General features: G+C 43.6%; 22 protein-coding genes. 12 read left to right on the top strand and 10 right to left on the bottom strand.

The annotated features are described in order from the left end of the window. Nucleotides 1-287 precede the first annotated feature (287 nt). Entirely contained in the window at nucleotides 288-1,286 is a 999-nt protein-coding gene (locus RH86_RS09830) for a LacI family DNA-binding transcriptional regulator (RefSeq protein WP_009386052.1), read from the bottom strand. 196 nt (nucleotides 1,287-1,482) lie between these two features. Here RH86_RS09830 and RH86_RS09825 point away from each other — a divergent pair, with 196 nt between their 5' ends. After that, nucleotides 1,483-1,830 (top strand): DOPA 4,5-dioxygenase family protein, encoded by a 348-nt coding sequence (locus RH86_RS09825; protein WP_009386051.1) that lies wholly within the window; start codon nucleotides 1,483-1,485, stop codon nucleotides 1,828-1,830. 179 nt (nucleotides 1,831-2,009) lie between these two features. After that, the gene (locus RH86_RS09820) at nucleotides 2,010-2,486 is read left to right on the top strand and encodes a Dps family protein (RefSeq protein WP_005598821.1); all 477 of its coding nucleotides are present in this window, start codon (nucleotides 2,010-2,012) and stop codon (nucleotides 2,484-2,486) included. A gap of 99 nt (nucleotides 2,487-2,585) precedes the next feature. On the opposite strand, the gene RH86_RS09815 is transcribed toward RH86_RS09820, so the two are convergent. Next, nucleotides 2,586-4,373 (bottom strand): putative bifunctional diguanylate cyclase/phosphodiesterase, encoded by a 1,788-nt coding sequence (locus RH86_RS09815; RefSeq protein ID WP_009386050.1) that lies wholly within the window; start codon nucleotides 4,371-4,373, stop codon nucleotides 2,586-2,588. A 345-nt stretch (nucleotides 4,374-4,718) separates the two neighbouring features. Here RH86_RS09815 and RH86_RS09810 point away from each other — a divergent pair, with 345 nt between their 5' ends. After that, entirely contained in the window at nucleotides 4,719-4,940 is a 222-nt protein-coding gene (locus RH86_RS09810; RefSeq protein WP_009386049.1) for a hypothetical protein, read from the top strand. 138 nt (nucleotides 4,941-5,078) lie between these two features. Here the strand turns inward: RH86_RS09810 and rarD are convergent, their stop codons facing one another. Further along, complete coding sequence (rarD, locus tag RH86_RS09805) at nucleotides 5,079-5,969, bottom strand: EamA family transporter RarD (protein ID WP_038219521.1); 891 nt, start codon at nucleotides 5,967-5,969, stop codon at nucleotides 5,079-5,081. Nucleotides 5,970-6,238: 269 nt separating this feature from the next. Between rarD and RH86_RS09800 the strand changes: the two genes are divergently transcribed. After that, nucleotides 6,239-6,595: a PilZ domain-containing protein gene (locus RH86_RS09800; protein WP_009386047.1), complete on the top strand. Its 357-nt coding sequence runs from the start codon at nucleotides 6,239-6,241 to the stop codon at nucleotides 6,593-6,595. Nucleotides 6,596-6,946: 351 nt separating this feature from the next. Here RH86_RS09800 and rplY read toward each other — a convergent pair whose 3' ends face one another. Further along, nucleotides 6,947-7,225: a 50S ribosomal protein L25 gene (rplY, locus tag RH86_RS09795; RefSeq protein ID WP_005598831.1), complete on the bottom strand. Its 279-nt coding sequence runs from the start codon at nucleotides 7,223-7,225 to the stop codon at nucleotides 6,947-6,949. A gap of 357 nt (nucleotides 7,226-7,582) precedes the next feature. Between rplY and RH86_RS09790 the strand changes: the two genes are divergently transcribed. Together RH86_RS09790 and RH86_RS09785 are read left to right on the top strand one after the other, a co-directional pair. Further along, entirely contained in the window at nucleotides 7,583-8,317 is a 735-nt protein-coding gene (locus tag RH86_RS09790) for a glycosyltransferase family 2 protein (RefSeq protein ID WP_009386046.1), read from the top strand. Nucleotides 8,318-8,336: 19 nt separating this feature from the next. Continuing rightward, nucleotides 8,337-9,635 carry an LssY C-terminal domain-containing protein gene (locus RH86_RS09785; protein ID WP_009386045.1) on the top strand — a complete coding sequence of 433 codons (1,299 nt, stop codon included), beginning with the start codon at nucleotides 8,337-8,339 and terminating at the stop codon, nucleotides 9,633-9,635. Nucleotides 9,636-9,687: 52 nt separating this feature from the next. Here the strand turns inward: RH86_RS09785 and RH86_RS09780 are convergent, their stop codons facing one another. Then, the gene (locus tag RH86_RS09780; RefSeq protein WP_009386044.1) at nucleotides 9,688-10,575 is read right to left on the bottom strand and encodes an AraC family transcriptional regulator; all 888 of its coding nucleotides are present in this window, start codon (nucleotides 10,573-10,575) and stop codon (nucleotides 9,688-9,690) included. A 192-nt stretch (nucleotides 10,576-10,767) separates the two neighbouring features. Between RH86_RS09780 and RH86_RS09775 the strand changes: the two genes are divergently transcribed. Beyond that, nucleotides 10,768-11,955, top strand: coding sequence for a sugar efflux transporter (locus tag RH86_RS09775; protein WP_009386043.1), 1,188 nt, complete (start codon nucleotides 10,768-10,770; stop codon nucleotides 11,953-11,955). 122 nt (nucleotides 11,956-12,077) lie between these two features. Here RH86_RS09775 and RH86_RS09770 read toward each other — a convergent pair whose 3' ends face one another. From RH86_RS09770 to RH86_RS09755, 4 genes are all read right to left on the bottom strand, one after another. Then, nucleotides 12,078-13,418 (bottom strand): ATP-binding protein, encoded by a 1,341-nt coding sequence (locus RH86_RS09770; protein WP_009386042.1) that lies wholly within the window; start codon nucleotides 13,416-13,418, stop codon nucleotides 12,078-12,080. Beyond that, nucleotides 13,408-14,067 (bottom strand): response regulator transcription factor, encoded by a 660-nt coding sequence (locus RH86_RS09765; protein ID WP_005598845.1) that lies wholly within the window; start codon nucleotides 14,065-14,067, stop codon nucleotides 13,408-13,410. Before RH86_RS09765 ends, RH86_RS09770 begins: the two co-directional genes overlap by 11 nt. A 4-nt stretch (nucleotides 14,068-14,071) precedes the next feature. After that, the gene (locus tag RH86_RS09760; RefSeq protein ID WP_009386041.1) at nucleotides 14,072-14,503 is read right to left on the bottom strand and encodes a PepSY domain-containing protein; all 432 of its coding nucleotides are present in this window, start codon (nucleotides 14,501-14,503) and stop codon (nucleotides 14,072-14,074) included. 103 nt (nucleotides 14,504-14,606) lie between these two features. Beyond that, entirely contained in the window at nucleotides 14,607-16,349 is a 1,743-nt protein-coding gene (locus tag RH86_RS09755; RefSeq protein ID WP_009386040.1) for a DEAD/DEAH box helicase, read from the bottom strand. 73 nt (nucleotides 16,350-16,422) lie between these two features. Between RH86_RS09755 and rsuA the strand changes: the two genes are divergently transcribed. The 3 genes from rsuA (at nucleotide 16,423) to RH86_RS09740 (ending at nucleotide 19,233) form a co-directional block, all read left to right on the top strand. Beyond that, nucleotides 16,423-17,154 carry a 16S rRNA pseudouridine(516) synthase RsuA gene (gene rsuA, locus RH86_RS09750; RefSeq protein ID WP_009386039.1) on the top strand — a complete coding sequence of 244 codons (732 nt, stop codon included), beginning with the start codon at nucleotides 16,423-16,425 and terminating at the stop codon, nucleotides 17,152-17,154. A 211-nt stretch (nucleotides 17,155-17,365) separates the two neighbouring features. Further along, on the top strand, nucleotides 17,366-18,568 hold the full coding sequence (locus tag RH86_RS09745) for a Bcr/CflA family multidrug efflux MFS transporter (protein WP_005598852.1): 1,203 nt from the start codon (nucleotides 17,366-17,368) through the stop codon (nucleotides 18,566-18,568). Continuing rightward, a complete protein-coding gene (locus tag RH86_RS09740; RefSeq protein ID WP_005598853.1) occupies nucleotides 18,568-19,233 on the top strand; it encodes a DUF2913 family protein in 666 nt (221 codons plus the stop codon). The genes RH86_RS09745 and RH86_RS09740 overlap by 1 nt, the downstream gene beginning before the upstream one ends. A gap of 90 nt (nucleotides 19,234-19,323) precedes the next feature. On the opposite strand, the gene RH86_RS09735 is transcribed toward RH86_RS09740, so the two are convergent. Further along, entirely contained in the window at nucleotides 19,324-20,001 is a 678-nt protein-coding gene (locus tag RH86_RS09735; protein WP_083823368.1) for a glutathione S-transferase, read from the bottom strand. Between the two features lie 494 nt (nucleotides 20,002-20,495). On the opposite strand from RH86_RS09735, the gene RH86_RS09730 reads away from it, so the two are divergent. After that, entirely contained in the window at nucleotides 20,496-21,974 is a 1,479-nt protein-coding gene (locus RH86_RS09730) for an alanine/glycine:cation symporter family protein (RefSeq protein WP_009386037.1), read from the top strand. Nucleotides 21,975-22,167: 193 nt separating this feature from the next. Next, on the top strand, nucleotides 22,168-24,369 hold the full coding sequence (locus RH86_RS09725; RefSeq protein ID WP_009386036.1) for an EAL domain-containing protein: 2,202 nt from the start codon (nucleotides 22,168-22,170) through the stop codon (nucleotides 24,367-24,369). Nucleotides 24,370-24,427: the final 58 nt, after the last annotated feature.

The raw sequence follows: 24,427 nt of genomic DNA, 5'->3' as shown, positions 1-24,427 counted from the left end.
TTTTCATATTCTTGTTCCTTGTGTGAAGGTGTTTTGATTAGTTAACAACCAATGTAGACAAAAAAGAAACCGGTTTCTGTAACCGGTTACATTGCTGCGCATGAGTTCACAGAAATAGTGAGATGGGAATAGATTAGTGTTGTGTAGGTCAAGTTTTGCACAGTCTTTGTCCGTGCGACTCAGACGTATTATTTGTGTGCTGCAGGGGATGTCGTGTTTGAAGTACTATCAATGTCGTCAGTTACTGAGGTATCGAATGACTGGCGACATAGAGAAGGTGAGGAGGATTAAATACGTTGGGTAGATTGACGAATCAGTAATTCGCCTTGGACGACCTCGGGTTTCGGGGCAATACCGGTTTCAATCAAATGTTTCGCAACGTCCATTGCGCGTTTCGTAATCGCTTTAATCGGAATGTTAACAGTGGTCAATGGCGGTGAAACAAAGGCTGAACAAGGGTCGTTATCAATACTGACCACAGAGACCTCTTGCGGCACACGAATCCCTTGCTCATTGAGTGCTTTAATGCAACCAATGGCGATATCATCGGCCGCGGCAACGATGGCACTGCCAAAAGGTTGTTGACGCAGAAACTGCTTGGTGGCTTGGTAGCCTTCTTCAAAGCCAAAGTCTGATTCACAATAGTCGCCAATGATGCCCTTCATTTGATTGGCGGCGATCAGGTCATCGAAGCCCTGACGACGAAGACGAGACGTGGGAGTAGTGGCTTTTGGACCGATATAGGTTAGGTGTTGATGACCCAATTCAATTAAATGCTGGGCAGCAAGTTCGACAGCGTTACCTTGGTCGAAGGTAATGGAAAATCCGGCTTCTGCAGGCAGAGACCGACCAACATTAATAATTGGTATCGAGATTAATTGGCTTAGCTCAATCACCTGTTCACATGAGAGTTTGCGGCTATAAAGAATGATGAGTGAGCACTTTTTTTCAACCAGAGAGTAAACCGCTTTAAGTTCATCTTCGGCATTGTTGTGGCCATCAGCAAATAAGAGCTGTTTACCCATTTGCTCTGCGCTGACCGATGCTTGCTTCAAAAGGCTACCAAAATAGCCACCGGTAAAGTCAGAAATAACCAAACCAATACTATTGCTGCTTTGGCTTGCCAGTGCTTGAGCGACAGAGCTTGGTCGATAATTAAGCTCTTTCATGACCGCTTTAACTTTATCTTGGGTGCTTTGTCGTACTTGACCGGTGCCATTAATCACTCGTGATACCGTCGCTTTTGAAACCCCAGCGATTCGGCACACATCGTTTATTGTTGCCATTGATACCTCTAAAATGACGTTTATTGTCGATTAATACCATAAAAATACGATTTTTGAATAGTGATATACCCAAGCGCCTTGGGTTTAGCGAACGTTCAGAGAGTCAGGTCACACAAATGTAAGCTATGTAAGTATGGCTGAGGTGTGACTTAGAAAAGGATAGAATAAGCGCATCAATTACAGCAGCAGAAAAATTATGACCTTTCCCATTAATCAGCATCAAAACTATCACGCGCATTTCTACTTTGATCAATCAAGCAGTGACTATGCGGCCAAAATCCGTGAAGAGATCCATCAAACGTTAGGTTTGTTTGTCGGTCGTTTCAACCAACGTTTAGTTGGCCCACATACTCAGTGGAGTTTTGAGATTGATTTCGACCGAGAGCAGTTTGATAAGGTGATTGATTGGCTGGATAACGCACGTCAAGGTCACTCAGTTTTGGTGCATGCCGTTACCGAAGATGATTATCGTGATCACACCGAATATGTCTATTGGCTTGGTGAACCGATAGCATTGGATTTAACGCTTTTTAGTGTTGATTAGAAGTACGGTCTACCCCATTTTGATAGGTGACATCGATTAAAATAATAGATTTAAGCAAATATCCTGATTGGCGTTAGAGGGGTAATCTAGCCATATCGAAACGAAACAATTGAAACGAAACAGCGCAATATCGCGATTTATGCGCACGATTCATTACTCAGTTTAATAGGAATTGCATTATGTCTAATCAAGTTAATCTTATCGGCTTAAATCACGAACAATCTGTACAGATCTCTCAGCAACTCAATCAATTGTTGGCTCATTATCAAGTGTTGTATATGAACACCCGTGGCTATCACTGGAATATCAAAGGGCAGCAGTTCTTTGAACTGCATGTGAAATTCGAAGAAATTTACACTGATCTGCAAACAAAGATCGATGAACTTGCCGAGCGCATTCTAACTTTGGGTGAAACACCAAATCATAGCTTTACGCGTTACCTTGAATTAAGTGAGCTAAAAGAGCATGTGAATGCCAGTAATGGTCAGGAGTGTGTTCAAGGTCTGGTTAACGGTTTTAGTTTATTACTCCTTAAACAGCGTGAAATTCTTACCTTTGCTGGTGAAGCACAAGATGAAGGTACTGCGGCCTTGATGGGGGATTATATTCGTGAGCAAGAAAAGCTAATGTGGATGCTCAATGCTTACTTACAATAATGGATGGTGGTTAAACGATTGAACACCAAATCACTAGTAATAAAGGGAGCTTTAGCTCCCTTTATGTTTTTAATCCGATGAAGGATACGTCACTAAATGTTAGGCAGGGCAACGCTGCTCGACAAAACGGTGAGTAAATTCATTGGCCGAAATCGGTTTAGAAAACAGATAGCCTTGAAAATCATCACACTCTTCTTTATGCAATAATACTCGTTGCTCTTCATACTCAACGCCTTCGGCAATCACTTTTTTACCCATGTTATGACCAAGCTGGATAATGGTTCTGACTAACATGTGGTCGTTATGCTCGTTAACACAGTCATCAACAAACGATTTATCGATTTTCAATACATCAATCGGCAAGTGTTTCAGATAATTGAGCGATGAATAGGCGACACCAAAATCATCAATCGCGATAGTCACCCCTTCATTTTGCAAACGACGGCAGATCTTAGTCACGCGCTCAGTATCTTTCATTAAGGTGGTTTCGGTAATTTCGATTTGCAATAAGTTCGGAGCTAAGCCTGTTTGACGCAGTATATGGCGGATATAAGGGAAAAGGTCGTCATGGGCAAACTGAACCGTTGAAACGTTGACGGAAACGGTAATTGGTGTGCCGGCATCTGCCCATTGTTTTGCTTGCTGACAAGCGGTTCGAATCACCCAGCGGCCAATCGCAATAATTTGCTTGGTTTGTTCGGCAATGGAAATGAATTCAAATGGGCTTATTGTGCCTAAGTTAGGGTGCTCCCAACGAATCAGCGCTTCTGCGCCAGTCACGCACTGTGTTTCGACACACACCTTAGGTTGATAGACCAAAGCAAATTGAGCCAATTTGATAGCTTGTTCTAGCTCCGCTTCAATTTGATGGCTACGAATGGTCTCGTCTAATAACGACTCATCATACCAACGTACGCGGTTTTTACCGGTTGTTTTCGCTTTGAGTGTTGCGACATCGACATTTTTCAGCCAAATATCATGGTTGTTCGCCGCTTTTTTCAGTGAGGATACCCCAACAGAAAAGGTCACTTGATATGAGCCACGATCGAGCTCAAATTGAAACTGCTCGGAACGCATCAACTCGCGAACCATACCGCTGACTTGATGTTCGATATCGGCTCGTTCGCAGAGAAGAATGACAAATTCATCGCCTTCTAAACGGAACAATTGTGCCCGATCTATTACGATATATTTGAGTTTTTCAGCGATGGATTTTAAAAGATTATCTGCCTGATGTTGGCCAAAAGAGTCGTTAACATCTTTAAAGTTGTCGACATCGATCTTTAATAATACAAAATCACGATTATGGATACTGGTATCAGCGTAAGCGTTTACATATTCATAAAATGCTCGCCTATTGGGTAATTGGGTTAAAAAGTCACTTAAGCTTTCTTTGCGATAGACTTTGAGTTGTTCATCAAATTTGCGCTTGTAATAGGTCATTATGGTGGCAAAGACGGTGATCAGTAACAGTTCGATAGCGTCTTCTATTAGCTCAGGCAGTAATTCGGCTGGGGTAGTAAAAAAATAGTGGGCGACAAGCGATACTACGATTAATACGGGCCAAATGGTGGCAGGAAAGAGCACCAAATAACACAAAGGTAATAATAGGAAAGCTTCTTCAATAGCGTCGAGTTCAAGAGGTTCAATTAAGCCTCCGACAAGAATATGAATGAAGGAGAGAAAAGCTAATAACTTTCGGCGTCTTAGAGATTTTGTCACTAAGGCGGAGATCATGCCGATCGGAAATAACACATATGACCAACCGACGGTGCCATGCTCCATGATCAATGTGTATGAAATCAGGCTGATCGCAATAATATAACCAATACGAATCAGAATCTTGATGTCTACTCTTTCGACTATTCGTTGCGCGATGTTATTCATTTAGCATCTCGGTAACTTGTTAACTTAACAAGCTATCCTTTGGGCTCTCAAACTACTTATAAATGTGTCAGAAGACACTATCATGGCTTGATTAAGAATTTATCGCTTTATGCAATTTTAAAAATGTTATTCGAGCTGATTCACATCCGATTATTGACCTCGCGCACGGAATTTTGTGCTTAGGCTAATTACTCTAGGGGTGACACTTAACGCAAACATTAGAGGCTGGTAAACCACAGTGAGTTAATTGACCCTAAAAAGAACTGTGTGTTTATACAGTAATTTTGTTGACATTCTCGTTACGAAAGCTATGCTGTATATAAATACAGTAACTGGAGGTGAGGTATGTTGTGGGAAACTCTCGAACGCGTAAACCGTGCACGCCAACAGGCGATGACCGACTCTGCGTATTTACAATCCGCTAAAGCACATCAAAAGGCGCTACAAGCGCAATCCTATTCTAGTCCTAATTCAACACCTAAGAGCGGCGTGAAATCGCCGAAGAAATTAGCTGACATTTATCAACAAGTCGATTTTGGTTCTAATCCATCAGGGCGTGAGCACTGAGCTGTTCTATTCACTAGAGCTCAATGAGTCCCGCTCTATTTACCATTCATCTAGGTTGAACCCTTTGTTACGAAAAGCCCCAGCACGATGGCTGGGGCTTTTGTTAGTTTGCTTTTAGACGTTGGTTAGACTACCGAATCAGGGTTTCGCAAGTGGCCTGCGTTTTACTAATGTCTCGATAATGATGAACAATAATCCCGCCCAGATAAGGCTAAAGCTTACCAATTTCACTTCATCGAATACTTCACCGAAGAGGAATACGGCCAAAACAAATTGTAAACTCGGTTCAATATATTGCATCAAAGCCACGTTAGACATCGATGTTAATCGAATCGCCATGGAATAGAAAATCAAAGGCAGTAATGTTATTGGTGCCGAGCCGATATAAAGCAGTAGTGTTTGCCATCCTGACTCTAACGAGACCGTTCCTACGGTGGCTTGTTTGATGATCAAATAGCCCAGCGCAAAGGGGGTAAGCAGCAGCACTTCAACAAAAAGACAGGTTGCCCAGTCGTAATTGATTTTCTTTTTAAACCAACCATAAAGAGTAAAAAAGATGGCCATGGTTAGTGCGATATAAGGGACTTGTCCATATTGCATTACTTGATAACTGAGGCCAGCAGTCGCAAGAACTAGAGCGACTTTTTTACCGGCACTAATTTGTTCTTTGAGAACAAATACGCCTAAAGCTGCCATAGTGAGCGGGCTAATAAAAAAGCCTAAACTGGCGTCGATGACGCGATCGTTGGTCATTGCCCATGTAAAAGCAGTCCAAGAGATACACATCAGCGCACTAGCGATAAATGCGCGAGATAGTGAGGCTCTATCAGCGAAAATCGCTTTCAAGTCAATCCGTTTACGCTGGGTAAAGATGATCATCAGTGCGGCAAAAGGCACTGATGCCATTAAGCGAAAGGCGAGTAGTTCATCCATCGCGGCATTAGGTAGGAACTGATAGTAAAGCGGTAGTAAACCCCATAGCGCAAATGAGAGTGCAGCCATGCCATTACCGAAGCGAGAATCGTTCATATTGGTTGATGAGTGTGTAGAACAGGCGGCAATTTTATGCCTAATTAATCCGAAGTAAAGCAATAGATTTTTCTACCGACAGAAGAAACCTTTTATGAATAAAAACAGTTGGATAGAAAATAAATGTAGCTCAAATAATTACTAGGTGTAGAATGATTTATTCAAAAATGAACGCTAAAGTTTTGTTTTCTATAGCCGATGGTTATAATTAGGCAACCCATAAGTAGCAAAGTCGCTCTCGCGATGAATAAACGCAAAGGATCGATGTTATGAACGATGAAGTGCAAAAGCGCAGGTACTATCGATTACGATACCCTAGCCGAGCTATGCCGGTTGTTCGTATACAAGATGAATTATTTCATGTTAGTGAAGTGTCGGAAAAGGGGATTCGTGTGATCATGAATAACCTCACCACTTTATACAAAGGGCTTTCTCTAACGGGAACGCTGAGTTTGAGTGTGGATTGCAAAGTGCCGATAGAAGGCGCAATTTTGCGTTTCGATAAAAACGAAGTGATTATTCAGCTTTATAAAGGTCCATCGTTTAAACATATGGTTGAGCAGCAGCGTCATATTCGCAATAAGTACCCAGCTTATTTTGCTCGTCTACGGGCTAATGCCGCATAGTATACTAATCATTATCCTCTAACATTTTCATTTCACCACATTACACATTACGACTGAGCAGTAGTGTGCCTCCGGGCATTGACAACACGCACTCATCGAGCCAAACTTTTCTCGCTTCTCGCTTCTCGCTTCTCGCTTCTCGCTTCTCGCTTCTCGCTTCTCGCTTCTCGCTTCTCGCTTCTCGCTTCTCGCTTCTCGCTTCTCGCTTCTTTTTTGTCTCCAGAAACGGTGAAACCCCAGAGGTGGTAAGTCTCTGGGGTTTCGAATTTTTAGAATTGTCGGATGGTAAGGCCGATATTCTTATATGCAAAAGGTTGGCTTTTAATCCAACTAATTCCTCGGTAAAGGAAATTAGATACGGATGAAGTCCATGTGCTCAACTTTTGGCTTGAAAGCGTGACGTTGAACGTCTTGAGGCTTAACTTTAACTTCAGCGCCATCGATCACTAGAACGATACCTTCGTAGAACTCAGGCTTGTCCATTTGGTTAACGATGTCGTTGTGGTTAAGAACGATTGATACTGGAGCTTCAGAACCACCGTAAACGATAGCAGGGAATTTACCAGCGTGACGTAGGCGGCGGCTCGCACCTTTACCTAGTTCAGTACGTACTACTGCTTCAAATTTCATAGTATTACTCTCGTAAAATTAATATAGATTTCACAACACGATGCGACCTCGTGTCGTGGTATACGCTGCGGGAAACCAAATGGTAACTCTAACAGCGAGCGCGGATACTAGCACTCTATCCTAATTTGAGCAATACCTTTGGCGTCTGTGTGGTGAGATTCTAAGCGTTAAAAAAGGCTTTTGGGTGAATTGGTTAGTTAACCGACAATCAACGGTGTTGCTTCATTTGTTGTTGATTTTAAATAGCCGAACAACATCAGGTTTATATGAACGCTATCTGAACGAATATGTCACGATAGGTTAAGCATGACAATTGTAATCTAGCTCCAAACTACGTGACTGATTTAGGAGCAAGTTATGAGCCCAGTAAGCATTGTTGTAATTACATTGAATGAAGAAAAACGCATTGGCCGTTTATTAGAAGATCTTAGTCAACAAACACACCAACAGTTTGAAGTTATCGTCGTCGATTCAAACAGTGATGATAATACGATTGAGGTCGCGCAAGCATACCAAAGTGCGTTGCCAGCTTTAACAGTCCATAAAATGGAACAACGAGGCGTGAGTTTAGGCCGCAATACCGGAGCCAGTTTAGCTCAACATGAGCGTTTGCTGTTTCTCGATGCCGATGTTCGTCTTAGCCCTACCTTTTTAACTTGCGCGCTTGAGCAGTTAGAGCATAAACAGCTCGAAGTTGCCGGCGTTTATATGGGCGCTCAATCATTACCTCTGATCCATAAACTTGGTTATGGCCTGTTTAACCTAGGCTTATTTGTGACTCAATTTACTTTTCCGACTGCAGTGGGGGCGTGTATTTTTTCCACCAAACTGGTACACCAGCGTATTGGTGGTTTTGATGAACACATTACTCTTTGCGAAGATTGTGACTATGTGAAACGTGCGAGTAAAACTTGGCGCTTTCGTTTTTTAAATCTGACGTTTGGTTTTGATCCGCGTCGCCTTGATCAAGATGGCATCTTTAAAATGGGGGCCACTTACCTAAAAGCGAATGTACGCCGCTTCTTTTTTGGTGAGATGCGTAACAACGAGATGGAATATAAATTCGGCCACTATAACCAATCGCATCAATAAGAAGGCGGTACGTTAGAGGATGTTGTTGACAGGAGAGACTCTATTTATCGGCGCATTGCTTGATGCGCTGATTGGCCCCAATTTGTTTGTTCCCGGCGAGCCATTTTTGCTCGCTGCAGGGTATCAATTGCAGCAAGGTGTGTGGAGCGGGCTTATTGCGGTATTCGTAGGCGCAATACTAGGCGATCATATTAGCTATTTTATTGGTCGTTATTTAGGGGGGGGCGCTCAAAGAAAGCTGATTACGTGGCAGCCAAAAACGCGTCGACCTATCGCCCGTTGCCGCCGGTTAATGCATCAGAAAGGCAATTATGTATTAATGTTCGCTCGTTTACTTGGTCCAATTGCTTGGGTCGTCCCTTTTATGGCCGGTAGTAACAAAATTTCATGGCGACGTTTTGCCGCGTTTGATCTCGTTGGTGTTCTTTTGGGGATAGGGCAGTTTGTCATGTGGGGTTATCTTTTGGCCATTGGCGTTGATCAATTCCCTCTTTTAACCCAAGCTCAGGCCGTATTGATTGAACATCAATATTTGCTCCTCATCTTGATTTGTTGCATTGTTTTTGTCTATTTTGGGCGTAAGTTACGGTGGCGATTTCTCTTCGCTAAATCAACGCTATTTGTCTGTTTACTGATGTTATTGGCAAATTACAGCCACTTTTTCTGGTTTGCTGATGATTTTCAAAAGCAGTCGAGAGATGAAAGCTATAAGCAGGTTGTGGTGGATGCCAATCAATTGCTGTTCAAAGCCTACCCGGGTAAATCCGGCGTATTTGATGCTCAGGCGATCAACGTTGTCTATATTGGTGAAACCCCCCGTAGCTTGATGAAGACGTTGGGTTGGATAGAAAATCAAACTTTTTCACGTAATGACATCGAATTTAAAGACTACTTACGTTTGCTACGTGCCAAAACACCACCTGTATCTGATTTGTTTTGGCACGGGTCACCGCAAGAAATGGCTTTTCAATTGCCGGGGGACTTGATGCATCGTAGTCATATTCGTTGGTGGCAAGTAGGGATTGATGGCTCCACGGAAAAACCGATGTGGGCTGGAGCATTAAGTTATGATAATGGATTACAATTCACACCGTATTCAGGCATTTTTACGGTCTTGCACAGTATTGATCCCAATGTGGATATCGAGCGTGATCGTTTAGCGGCACAAATAGCTCGATTATTGCCTCACCATCTCACCTTATTACAACCGCTATCAAAGCCGCGTCGACAAGATGATGAGCATGATTATTCTACTGACGGTCGAATTTTGATGATTCAAGAACAGAGCTTGCTTGCCATCCAATCTCATCGCTCTTGAAATCAAGTGAGTTGATGTTAGTTTATGTCGGCTATACGTGGGTTGCTATGGTCTAATTGTATTGGGACCTAAAATCGGAAGGGGTCATGTTTTTCACGGTTTTAAACTGACGATTAAAATTAGACAGATTATTAAAGCCGCTCAGTTCCGCAATAACAGCCACTGAGAGTTCTGAGTTGAGCAGCATTTCACATGCCTTACCTATGCGAAATCGTTTGAGATGATCAGAAAAACTCTCGACAAAATGTCGCTCAAACAGTCGATAGGCTGAGCTCTCACTTATGTGCAGGGAACGGCACAAATCACTGATCTTAATGGGATCTGCGTAGCGCTGTTCAATGAAGTTTTTTGCCGCTTCAACTCGCTTACTTGATTCTTCATCGCTATTTCTAACGTGTAAACCATAGGGATTAACAGAGAGTTGACTGGCGTTGACATCATCAGCAAGCAAACTGAGCGATTGCAATACGCGCAGCAGCTGATGATGTGGTTCATAGCTTTCAAGATCATTGAGGGTATGAAAAATTTTCTCGGTGGTCTCGTCACTAAATATCACCCCATGATCTGCTCTATGGAGAAATTTCTTAATGGATTTAAGTTCAGGCATGCTTTCAACCAACGACTCAATCCATTGATGACGAAACCACAAAATCATCGAATAGTGGCCTTGGCCTTTATCATCATGAATGGTGCCAGAGACCATATGCGGCAAGCCCGGACCAAACAAAAATAAGCTATTACGTCGGATGGTCGTCACGCTGTCACCAGCAAAGCAAGTGCCTTGAAAGACATGGTTAGGATCGCGATAAAGCACCAACTCATACTCAGAATGGTAGTGCCAGGGGCAAGAGAACTGCTCAGTCTTTTTCTTACAATGATATTCTTTGAATTGCCAGTTGAACTGATTGTTATTTAATACATTTTCTATTGTTGGTTTCATCGCATGATTCCTTTCTGTGCTGATGACTAGATTACTTGGCTAGGTAAAATCAGTCAAAAAAAAACCTATAAATGAAGGAAAAGTATTATTAGTCGGCGGCAAGTTATTAATTGATTTGTTCTATTTTGAGTAGACTGAGGGCATTGAGTTAGGTCTGGCCAGACAACAATTAAAACAGGTTAGGAGTGGTGTATGTTCAAGGAAAAAACAGCCTTGATTTTTTTGATTATGACTTTTGTTTCGGGACTATGTGGTTCATTTTTTTACCCGTTATCGAGTTTATTTATTATAGAAGCATTGGGCGCGAGTCCTGCGATGCTAAGCGCGTATATGATTTTGTCGATATGCTCCGCTGTTGTGGTGTCTCAGTTTATGGCGGTCAAGTCAGATAAAGGTTGGAATCGTAAAACCGTATTGTTGGTGGCATTGAGCTGTTACTTAATCACGGTATTAGCGTTCAGTGTTATCCGCAATTACTACTTAGCTGTCGGTATTGCAGTGATATTTGGTAGTTTAAGTGGTTCGATTTTTGGCCAATTATTTGCCCTTGGGCGTGAATATGCCGACGAACATATTGAAGACAGTACGACGTTTTTGGCGGTGATGCGTGCGGGTATTGCCATTGCCTGGGTGGTTGGGCCGCCCATTGCCTTTATCTTAAAAGCCGCTTTTGGTTTTAGTGCTTCATTTGCTGCGGCTGCTGTCGCGACACTATTGAGCATTATTCTGGCATTTATGTATTTGCCAAGCAGCGTCATGAAAGTAAAGAAAGTCGTCGAAGAGAGCAAAGGGCCCTTTAGCCGTACCGTAATTTTATTCTCGATAGCCTTAGTTTTTATGTTTAGTGCCAATAACTTATATGTCACCACTATGCCGCTTTATTTGACGCAAGAGCTAAAGGTAAATGCCAGTTGGGTGGGTTATATGTTTGGCTTTGCTGCGCTGTGTGAAATTCCAATCATGCTTAAAGTCGGAAGAATGGCCGCCAAGTTTGGCACAATGAAACTATTGGCATTGTCTTTAGTCAGCGGTTGCTTGTTCTTTGTTGCGATGTTGAATGTGACCGAGTTTTGGCAATTACTTTCGATTCAGTTATTGAACGGTGTCTTTATCGGTGTCACGGCAACTCTGGGCATGGTCGCTATTCAAGATATGATGCACGATCGACTAGGGACGGCGTCTACCTTGTTCTCTAACCTAATGCAAGTGAGCATGTTGTTTGCTAGTTTATCTGTCGGTTTTGTCGGTGAACTGTACAGCTACTACTGGGCGTTTTATATCTGTCTTACTTCCGCTCTGTGTTCGTTGCTACTGCTGAGTTATTTCGTCTTAAACGAAGCGCGAGCAGATAAGTTGAAGCTAGCGCAACAAGCTAGCTAATCCTGGCATGACTTGAATCGGTAAAGGATGAAAAACAAAGGCTTGCCATTATTGTGGCAAGCCTTTTTTTGTTATTGGCGTTGTGTGATTAGACACACCCTCAATGGGCGCGAGACCAGAGTCTAATGGCTCAGCTTCATGGTTAACATCGCTTTTACACCACCCATAGCACTATGAGTGAGTGAGAGGTTACCCCGATAGCTGTGAACCATTTCACTGACGATATTCAGCCCCAGCCCTGTTCCTGGTGTGGTTTCATCTAAGCGAACTCCCCGTTTTACGACATGTTCGAGTTGATCGTCAGGAATACCCGGGCCATCATCTTCCACAATGATGCAGACATTTTCTTTGTCGATCATACTGGCGTGAACACGAATAATTGAATTTGCCCACTTATAACCATTTTCGAGCAAATTACCCACCATTTCATCCAGATCCGTCGGATCAACGGAGACCTCGAGTGCGTCATCAATCTCATTGATCAGCGTGATCTCACGGGCGGCATAGACTTTATCAAAGGCCATTGAAATCGCATCGATTCGCTCGGCCGGTGAGGCTTTAACTGACAAGATGTTTTTTGCGCCCGCCATGCGAGCGCGGCCAAGATGGTAATCAATCTGGGTTTGTATTTGATCAACAGGTGGTTGCAACTTGGCTTTTAACTCTGGTTCACAGTGCTGCACTTCGTTTTTGAGTATTGATAGAGGCGTTTTTAGTGCGTGAGAAAGATTGCCGGCATGGTGGCGAGCACGTTCTAACAATTCTTGATAGTGGAATAACAAGGCATTCAAATCGTACACCAATGGCGAGATATCTTTGGGATAATCACCACTTAGGCTGGTTTTGTAACCACTGCGCAATTCGCTGAGTTCTTTATGCATTTTGGTCAATGGGCTTAAAGACCAAGCGATCTGAATTAAGATCACCGCTAACACGCCAAGATAGAGGAGGGCGAGAATCACCCAAAGCTCACCCATCAACTTTTGTACCGTATCTTCGATTGGCTGTTCATCGACACCGACTAAAATGGTAATTGGGCCATCGTATTCAGGGAAATAGAGATTAGAGTGAACAAAAATGAGTTTTTCACCGCGAGCACCGAGCGCTTCGGTTTGTTTATCCTTTAACTCGATATTTCGATCCCACAGCGAGCGCGAACGCAGTTCATTGTCTGCAGTAGACGCGTACCAATAGAGACCACTATAAGGTTGAGAGAAGCGCGGATCGGAGAGTTGTGCTGAGAGGGTTAGTTTACCCGCTTTGTCGACCTCTAAATTGCCCGAGATCTCATCCATATACAGAGAAAGCTGAGATTTGGTGTCGGTAACCATGTAGTTGAACACTTGCGAAGGAACCGTCACACCAGCGGCAATGATCATCGCGGTAAGCCAAACAACCGCCGCCAATACAAGGCGGCTTTTGAGACTAAGGCGTTTAATAAACGGTAGCTTATTAATCCGCATTCAACTGGTACCCTAAACCGCGCACGGTTTTGATGACATTCGGAGCGATTTTTTTGCGGATACGACCAATGAATACTTCGATGGTGTTGGAGTCGCGGTCGAAATCTTGCTTGTAAATATGCTCAACTAATTCGGTTCGTGAAATGACTTTTTCAGCGTTATGCATAAAGTAGGCAACCACTTTATATTCCAACGCAGTTAAGCTTACTGCTGAGCCTTGCCACATCACTTTTGATGTTCGGGTATCAAGGCTTAGGTTACCCACTTGCATAACTGGTGATGCGTTACCTGAAGCTCGGCGCAGTTGAGCACGAATACGTGCGGTTAACTCAACCATTTCAAATGGCTTGGTTAGGTAGTCATCAGCACCAGCATTTAAGCCTTCTACACGTTGTGTCAGGGTATCACGCGCACTCAAAATGACCACTGGCGTATTGATATTCTCGTCGCGAATACCTTTTAATACCGTTAAACCATCAATTTTTGGTAAACCTAAATCAAGCACTATCACATCCCACTGTTCAGAAGTGGCACGGTAGAGTGCATCGATGCCATCGGTCGACAGCTCTGGCACCCAGCCCGTTTGTTCTAATGCTTCAATAATCTGTTCGCCAAGACGAGGTTCATCTTCCACTACTAATATTTTCATTATTTTATTCTTCTGTATTTTTGAGGGCTTTCTTCAAATGTCGACCACTGATTTCGATCATGTCTAACGTTTGCGCGTTGTACTCAACCTTGATGATATTATTGTTGTAATTGATCTTGAGTTCATAAATCCAAATATCATCATCTTCCTCTAACTCAACCTTAATAATGCGGCCACGCAGGTCTCGTTCGACCGCAGCATACATTTCAGAGAAAGGGCGGATATAGCCTTTTTGCACCGCTTCGTAGACTTCGTCTTGGTCTTCTTCAAATTCAATCTTTGCGCCTGGCTTTTCGACGTCACGTACCAGTGCATGGCCATCATTATGTTTGTCGCCGTGATTACTGTCACCACTGTGCCAAGCGGCATAGCTGGGGAGCGAGAGCAGGCTACATCCTGTCACAGTGATTAAGCCGACAATGAGCTTTTTAAACATAGCGTTACCTTTGCGCAAATTCTTGTGGGTATGATAAATAATGCAACATGAACACAAAGTGAATCACCAAGATCCACCGCGTGCAGCCTTTCCACTGTCAGTATTAACCGTCAGTGAGTTCATCGGCAAAGATTTTATCGCGCATTTTCCAAAAACGTCCCACTTTACGTGCGATCACGAACTGTGGCGGGCGGAAACGGTGCTGATTGGCGATGACTTTGCTCGGTGATGATTCGGTAAAGGGGCGATGTTTATCCGCGAGGTGAGGGCGAACAAACTGCGCTAAAAATGTCTGTTTCTGCTTCGGCGTATTAAGCGACCAAAATTCGTGTACCGCAGCTTGGTTTTCACCACGGTATGTCACTTTGAGTTGGTTCCTACCTTTGTCATCTTTAAATAGATTAAAGTCCATTTCCAGGCATTCGTATACTAAGGCATCTTTTAGGTTCAGCGCCTCTTTAAGCTTTTTATCTGGGTCAACTAAGGTGGCATCACACTCGTGGCAAATGCGTGCAGCGATATCATTGTCTGCGCCACATTCGCCGCAATATTTGGCGCGGAAGCGGTACCCGCAATGCTCACGCTCTCCAGTGTCGTCGTCTTCAAAATAGCCTTGGCAACGGCGGCCAAAATGCTCAATTAAAAAGCCGTTGTTATCCAACTTGCCCCAAAAGTTGTTATTAAAACCACAGGCAGGGCAGGGAATGGTGATGATTTCACTGTCGGAATCTGGTTTAGGATTGCCCACCTCAGGCTGATACAAATCGTAGCTGTTACCGGCGTAGTCAAGCACCAAGCATTCCGTTTTTCCCGGTGACAAACGCAAACCTCGGCCAACAATTTGTTGATACAAACTAACAGATTCGGTCGGGCGTAAGATAGCAATCAGATCAACATGCGGCGCATCAAAGCCAGTGGTTAATACCGACACGTTGACTAAGAATTTTATCTCACGCTGCTTAAAGCGTTGAATAATCGCATCGCGCTCTGGCGTGGGGGTGTCACCAATCACAATCGCGGTTTGTTCTTGTGGCAATAAACCGAAGATTTCTTGTGCGTGACGCACCGTTGCAGCGAAGATCATGATGCCTTGTTTATCTGCGGAGAACTGTATGATTTGTTGGACGATCTGCGGTGTGGCACGCTTAGCTTGGTCAATAACCATGTCCATTTCCGCTTCTTTATAGCGCCCTGTGCTAGCGGGTTTTAACTGCGAAAAGTCATAACTTAAAACGGGCGCATCCATCATTTTCGCGGGCGTGAGGAATTCTTCATCCAGCAAGTAACGAATGGGCAACTCGAAAATGCAATCACGGAAGAAGCGGGGTTCTTCACTGCGTACTTGACCACGAGTGTGATATTGATAGATCCAGCCGACGCCTAAGCGGTACGGTGTCGCCGTTAAACCAAGCACTTTCATCCCGGGATTTAGCTCTTGCAGATGAGAGATCACTTTTTGGTAACTGGAGGTTTTTTCTTCCGGTACTCGGTGACATTCATCAATCACCAACAGTGAAAACTGGTCTTTAAATTCATCCAGATTACGCACCACGGATTGTACCGATGCAAAAACCACTTGTTGATCGGTCTCTTTACGGCCTAAACCGGCGGAGAACACTGCGCCTTTGAGATCGTAACCTTCGTATTTGGCATGGTTTTGTTCAACCAGTTCTTTTACATGTGCCATCACCAATACGCGGCCTTTGGCAAGGCGCGCCAGCTCGGCAATGACTAAGCTTTTACCCGCTCCGGTTGGCAGCACAATGACGGCTGGAGTGGTGTGTTTACGAAAGTAATGGATGACCGCTTTTACTGAGTCGGCTTGATAGGGGCGCAGGGTGTACATAAATTATGTGAAATAGCTCAACTATTTGTCTTAGGCGCACTATAATAGCGCAGCTAACAGAGATGAGGTATCTATGGCTCAAAATAAAGTGCAGCAAGAAAAAGCACGTTTAGACAAATTTTTATGCGACACGTTGGACGTGACTCGCCGTGAAGCGACGATTCTAGTGAAACGTGGCGAAGTAACGATTGATGGTGAGATTTGTAAGATCACATCAGTAAAAGTGACCAATGAGAACGTGGTTATGTGGCAAGATCGCGAGCTTAAAATGCGCGGTCCTCGCTATATCATGCTATTCAAGCCGGATGGCTTTGTATGTTCACATGACGAAGGCGCTCATCCAACGGCACTGGCTTTGATCGACGACATTAAAAAAGAAGATTTGCATTTTGCTGGTCGTTTGGATGTGGATACCACAGGTTTAGTTTTGGTGACGGATGATGGCCAATGGTCTCACCGCATTACCGCACCGAAGCACAAATGTGAAAAAACCTACCGTGTCCTACTTGCTGACGCGATTGGCGATGATTATGCAGAAAAACTGGCGCAAGGCATTGAGCTTCGTAATGAGAAAGGCCTAACGGCACCAGCGAAACTTGAGATTGTTGACGCGGCAAACAATGAAGTGTTGCTGACCATCACTGAAGGTAAATACCACCAAGTGAAGCGTATGTTTGCAGCATTAGGTAACAAGGTTGATGAACTGCACCGCGAACGTATTGGCAGCATCGTACTAGATGAGAATCTAGAACCGGGTGAATACCGCGATTTAACCCAACAAGAAATTGATTCTATTTGGAAATAATTCGCCGTTTAGCAGTCGAAAAAAAATGGATTGCGCTTCCTAGTGAGAAATAATACTCATATTAGGAAATTATTTATTTCCTATTGAGAAGTAGTCTTTTGCGCTATTTTCAACGACGATAGACCAGATACCCTAAGGATAGGTTTGTCTCAAACTCTGTTTGGTTGCAGCAAGGAGCGCTGCAGCGCAATCGCAACCGACTAGGAGACGTATGTCTGCCACTGCTTCACAATCCAATGCCCCACAAATCAATTTTCTTCTCTTTCTTGTCTTGGGTGCCATTGGCGCGTTAACACCGCTCGCTATTGATATGTATTTGCCAGCAATGCCGACTATTGCCCGCGATTTGGGCGTTGGGGCTGGCGAAGTCCAGATTACTCTAACAGCCTATACTGCAGGATTTGCAATAGGACAATTGTTCCATGGTCCGCTCGCCGACAGCTTTGGTCGTCGACCAGTTTTGATCCTTGGGGTGTTATTGTTTGGTATCGCTTCTGTGGTCAGTGCGACCACCAATGGTATTGATGCCTTAACTTGGGTACGTACCGCGCAAGGTTTTGCGGGCGCAGCGGCAGCGGTAGTCATTCAAGCCGTTGTACGGGACATGTTCGATCGCGAAGATTTCGCCCGTGCGATGTCTTTTGTGACCTTGGTGATCACCATTGCGCCACTCATTGCACCAATGATTGGTGGTTATTTAGCGATCTGGTTTGGCTGGCGTTCAATTTTTTGGGTATTAGCAGCCTTTGCGGCCATCGTAATCGTGTTAGTGCTGTGGAAAATTCCTGAAACATTACCTACTGAGAATCGTCAGCCTTTACGAATTGCGACCACGCTACGTAACTACGTGCGGTTGTGCCGCAACCCTGTTGCAATGGGTTTAGTGCTCTCGGGGGCTTTTTCCTTTGCTGGCATGTTCGCCTTTTTAACGGGTGGCGCGTTCGTCTATATTGATATTTATGGTGTGAGGCCCGATCAGTTCGGTTACCTATTTGGCTTAAACATTGTTGCTATGATTATTATGACCAGCATCAATGGCCGTTTAGTGAAAAAAGTGGGTTCTCATGCGATGTTGCGCTTTGGTCTTTGGGTTCAATTGTTTGCCGGTATTGGTTTGTTTGCCGCGTGGATGATGGATCTTGGCTTATGGGGCATTGTGGTGTTTGTTGTGCTTTTTATTGGCACAATATCGACCATCGGTAGTAATGCGATGGGCTTGCTATTGAGTGGTTACCCAACGATGGCAGGTACTGCTTCTTCATTAGCGGGTACGCTGCGTTTTGGTATTGGTTCTATCATTGGTGGTATTGTTGCGGCATTACCGAATGGCGTAGCTTGGCCGATGATAGTCGTAATGACGGCATGTTCACTGTTATCTGCCGCATTTTATTGGTTATACGGAAGAAAGGCTTAATGGCTGAATATACAGTTGAAATTCAAAAGTTGGTTAATGCAGCGTTGGAAGAAATCCATGCTGAGCATCAAGCAAAGAGATTGGTAAATGCACCGGTAGCAAATAACAATTTCTTAATTCGCTGGGTGACAAAATCATTAAAAGCCCAACGATTTCATCGCTGCGTAGTGAGTGATCTGACTCGCTGGCAAAAAGAAGGTCGCACGAAAGGTAATGCTTCAAATCTGATGGCTACCTTTGAGCGTATCTCAGGCTTTTATGCAGAGTTCTTTCCTGAAGGCGAAGAGCCAAAAGCGGTCAAAGATAGCCAAATTAATGAGTTTCTCGACTTTATGGAAGAGAATGACTGGGAAGTATCCACTTCTGAGCCGCTAGTTGGCGTGGGAAAAGTACAGATCTTTATCGAAGGTCAAAACTCATTCGCTCTTTGTACCGAGCAATGCGATAGCTGTTTCGATGGGGAATTGATGGTAAAACCAATGAACTGGTTTGTTCGTGGCAATCATGCAAAATTCATCGAATTAGCGGCGAATGCCGGCTTTATGCTGCACAAAGTGACCGATTATAAATCGAACGTGAAGTATCACGGCGAGTACATTGTTTTCCCAAATAACTTGGGCACTCAATTGGCTGAAATTCCAAACAGCTTTGTTGTCAGCAAATAAGCTTACTCAAGTAAGTTTAAGTGTGTTCAAGGGCTTCCCAAGGGAAGCTCTTTTTGTATCCTTTTTGGGTAAAAACGCGACAAATTGCCATTAGGTGTTGTCATGACCAAAGTAGATCTGTTCATAGTTGTCGAGCCAGAGTTCATGCTTTACCATCACTTTTGAAAACATCCTGCTTTGTAAGTAGTGATTTAACCATGTTCGTAATTTTGGGTAGGGGCTTTGTCTAAACCATTGCTTATCTATGCGGGCAAATTTGCGTAAAAAGGGGAGTAATGCAAGATCCATTAAGCTTTCTTGTTCTGCATACATGAATGTATGCCGAGTCAATCTTTCTTCGAGTACTTGTAAATACACTTCACACGCCTGACGGCATTCAATAACGTTCTCTTCATGGTAGCGTTTCGCGCAACTATAAGCATTAAAAGCAGGGATAAAGTCGTGCTCGAAATGGGTAATCAAACTCAACATTATGGGCAGGGCATCGGCCTCATCAGTGCGCAGTAAATTATCTTCATCGCGTTGAGACAACGCCCACAGCATCACTTCTAAGCTCTCTTCAATCACCATCACGGAACGATGTTTATTTTCAGTTGCAACCACTAAAACTGGCACGCTGCCTTTGGCTGAGGCCATTAACATCGCTTGCGGTTTGTTGTCGAGCTTGATGGCTCGAATCAATACCGACTGATTCGCTCTGAAAATAGCCATACGTGCCCGCATCGCGTAGGGACAGTTTTGCAGAGAGTAGAGAATAGGTATTGTCATTTTTGGGACCGTTCCATCGAGACTATTCAATTTTTAGCTTAACGTTTTTATCAGTGTTTAACAGCTATTTGAATTAATTGCTCGACACCTGTTGTTAATAAAAAGATGAAATCGATTTGATTTTTTCTAGAAAACTAGATGCGTATTAAACGCCTATGAAAAATTAGACTTTCTCACTAAGTGATAAAAGGGGTTTACGTCATTTTTATCCATCTATCGTCGTTAACGCTATATATCACGTGGATGTGTAATTTAATTTACCAAATGTTACATATTTCAAGCTAAATCAAATTCTTGAATTATGCTAATTTCGCCGCGATCGAAGTGAGGGGAGTCAAATGACTGATAAACCTAGTCTATAGAGACTCTTCATCGCAGTAGAGATATGACTACATAAATATAATAAATATAACGAGTTTACATGAGTGCCTAGTAAGGGCATTTCCATTTGTTCTTTTACCAAGCGTATTAGAACCTCATATACAGGACAAAATATGAACGTTACCAATGAATCGTGGTTAGCTGCGTTAAATACAGGATTGAATACCGCAGTAGGGGCCATAAACGGTGTGCTTTGGGGCCAAGTATTGGTTTATTTGCTGGTGGCTGTCGGTGTTTATTTCACCGTTCGTCTGGGTTTTATTCAAATTCGTCAATTTAAACACGCGACTCAAATCTTAAAAAGCGGGCGTGAAGTCGATAATGGGCTTAGCTCTTACCAAGTGTTTTGTACCTCGATGGCGGCACGTGTCGGTACCGGGAATATGGCGGGTGTTGCCGTTGCACTAACCGTTGGTGGCCCGGGTGCGATTTTCTGGATGTGGTTGATTGCTTTATTCGGTATGGCAACCGCTTTTATTGAGTCAACCTTGGCTCAGATTTACAAAGTAAAAGATGTCGATGGCCAATACCGTGGTGGCCCTGCGTACTATATGGAAAAAGGCTTGGGCCAACGTTGGATGGGCTCGTTGTTTTCCATTTTCCTCATCATCGCTTTTGGTTTGGTGTTTAACGCAGTACAGGCGAACACGATTACCGATGCATTGAGCCACTCTTTTGGATTCAATGAGGTGATTACGGGCGTTGTGATTGTGACTTGTTCAGCGTTTGTCATTATGGGCGGCTTGCAGAAAGTCGCTAAAGTATCGACGAGCATCGTGCCGATTATGGCAATCGGCTATCTCGCGATTGCGTTAATTATCGTTGTAATGAACGTAACAGAAGTGCCAGCGGTGCTGATGTTGATTGTCAAAAGTGCTTTTGGTTGGCAAGAAGCAGCAGCCGGTGGTGTGGCCTATACGATTGCACAGGCGATGCAAAGTGGTATCGCTCGAGGCTTGTTCTCTAACGAAGCAGGCATGGGTTCGGCTGCAAACGTCGCGGCGAGTGCGACACCAAACCCGAATCACCCTGCATCACAAGGTTTTGTGCAAATGCTGGGTGTATTTGTTGATACCTTAGTGATCTGTACGGCTTCTGCTGCAATGATTATGCTCAGTGGGGTAATGGATCAACCAGAGGCGGCGACGGGTATCAGTCTGCTACAACAAGCATTAACTAACGAGTTAGGTTCTTGGACCAGCTACTTTATGGCCGCCGCTATCATTTTATTCTGCTTCACTTCGATCATTGCTAATTACAGTTATGCTGAAACCAACGTGATGTTCCTTAATGGCAACAGTAAAAGAGGCCTATTTGTTTTCCGCCTTAGCGTGCTAGGTATGGTGATGTTTGGCTCTGTTGCTTCTCTACCGGTGGTATGGAACCTAGCCGATGCATCTATGGGTGCGATGGCCCTGATTAACATTATTGCCCTTGTTCTGTTGTCAAAATTAGCGATCAAAGTGATCAAGGATTATGAAGAGCAGTTAAAGCAAGGTAAAACTCCATCATTTGATCGCACGAAGTTTCCTGAGTTGGACGCGCTAGAGGATGCGTGGCAATCGAAAGAAACAGACACGGTCACAAAATAATTGTTGATATGTAGATCCCCACTTAGCGTGGGGATTTTTTTATTTCAATTTCAATCTCAATCTAAACTGAGACTTGGCCTTTGATTTTGCTTCCGTTTTTAATGCAAGTAATTTTCCATATGTCGACTTATATTTGTGAGGTTCGTTGCATAGCGTGGTATAATTCTGCCCTCAAGTAACCTAGAGAACCGTTATGAACATCACTTTCCCAAAAGACCCTTTATTTAAAAATATTCAATTGTCTTCAGGGATAGCCTTTTTTGTACTGGTTGGGTTCTTTCTATCCTCGTTTTTTGTCATTATTCGCGACTCATACCAAGCCATTTCTTTTGTTAGTGCGGTCATGGTTGTTAGTTTCATTCGTTATGAATGGCGAGCATTACCTGGCGTTATTCTGGCATGCATTGTTTATTACTCTACCACTGGACGTAATTGGGAGAGTGTTGTGCTCCTCTCGTTGGTTACACCGATAATGCCGTTCTTAGCTTCAAAACTGTTCAATCACCTCGTCGGTGATATGATCGAAAAATCAGTATTTTACGTTTTGAAAATGTACTTTATTTTGATTGGTATTGGATTGCCGCTGTTAAGCACAGTTACCTTGCTAGGCCTTACGTATTTGATCAAAATCCCACCCGTCAGCTCGGGGTTTCTCATCTACTCGATACTGGGTACTTATCTGACGCATTTACTTGTTACCCCTTTGCTTTACATTGCTCTAAATGCTTGTGTCAGCGACGGAAATACCGCTCTTGCAAAACTCGATGCCAATCTGCGTACTTCGACGAATCGTGATATCGGTTACTTATCTTGGTTATTAGCCTGTTTAGCGATTATCGCGACAGCATTGACACATCAGGATTCGTTTATTCTTAATGCCCTGTGTTTTTTTCTGTTGGTTGTCGTGGTGTCAGGATTTGGTCGACATGGCTTAGTGCGTCCACTGATTATTGGGGCTATCGCTATATTGACGATTACCCATGATGAGATTTATCGAGTCAATTATCTCTACGAGTCATCAATTAATCTATCTGAGCTGCTGATTATTGTTTCGGTCATCACGACACTGGCTTATTTGCTGGGGAGTCAATCGATTAAGCACTATGAAATGGCGCAAAAGCAAATTGCTTTTGAGCGTATTGACCCTTACACCGGACTGTACAACATTGCTCAATTGAAAGAAGACCTTGATGATAAAAAAGCGCTGGTTCTGATTTATCTCGACATTACCCCAACGATCAGTCACGTTTCAGATTTAGATCAAGAGGGAAAATCGCAGCTTATTCGTCAGCTACATGAGTTTCTTTGCTATAAAATTAGAGACTTGGAACATTGTTATCGTCCGCCTTTCACTACTGGCATTTTGGGTTATGCTGAGCTCAATGACGCACTGGATAAGAATTTAAATCGTGTTAGCAATTACCTGAAAAAGTTTCAGTTTTATTGGCAAGGGACATCAATATCTTTAATGGGGCCAACTTTGTATTGCACACATATCCATCCGGATAAAGATGTCGAAAGAACGGTTTCAGCGCTGTGTGAACAAAGACCTAGCTATGGACGCTCTGTGCATTGGGTAGATGTGTATTCTTCACCGGTTGCAGGTCTTGATAAGCTGAGTTATGTCCAGCAATTATTTAAAAATGATAGGTTTGAGCTTAATTGTCAGCCTTACGCAAATTTGGCCGATCCAAACAGTAACGCGCATAGCTTTGAAGTGCTACTTCGCATTAGAAACCTCGATGGTACGATTGTCTCGCCTGCCGACTTTTTCCCACTAATCAACCTATTCGGATTTGAGGTAGAGTTGGATCGTTGGGTCGTTGAACACACTTTTCAATTGCTCAACGAAAACGTCGAAGACTGGCAGCGTATAGATAAGTGCTCTATTAATCTGACGGCGAAAACACTTGGGGTAGACTCTTTAGCGGATGAAATTTTGAGCAAAGCTCGACGTTATCATATTCCTTTGTCGCGCATTTGTTTTGAAATCACAGAGTCCTCGGCACTGCAAAATGAGCAGCAAGCCATAGAGACGCTTACTCAGTTACGGCAAGCGGGCTGTAAGATTGCGCTTGATGACTTTGGTACCGGCTACGCCAGTTTTGCTTACTTAAGAACGTTACCTCTTGATGTTCTGAAAATTGATGGTGCTTTCATTAAGGACCTTCCGCACAATGAGACTGACTGCTTGATCGTAAGCTCCATTTGCAGCGTCACAAATGATATGCAATTAGAGACGGTGGCTGAGTTTGCCGAAAGTGAAGCGCATATCGAAATATTGAAAGGGCTCGGTATTACCTACGCACAAGGCTACGCGGTGGCGAAACCACGTTCACTTAAATCATTTCTCAATGCAATCAGCGATGTTAAAGAGAGCAGCCTCAGTATTTAATGATGTTACGATATGGCTCTATTAGCCACGCTACAGTGTTTGCATATCGAGATTGACC

This window comes from Vibrio sp. N418 (genome assembly GCF_000222565.1).
Lineage (GTDB): Bacteria > Pseudomonadota > Gammaproteobacteria > Enterobacterales > Vibrionaceae > Vibrio > Vibrio scophthalmi.
The sequence above is the reverse complement of the archived record's forward strand: the minus strand, read 5'-3'. Positions and strand labels throughout refer to the sequence as shown.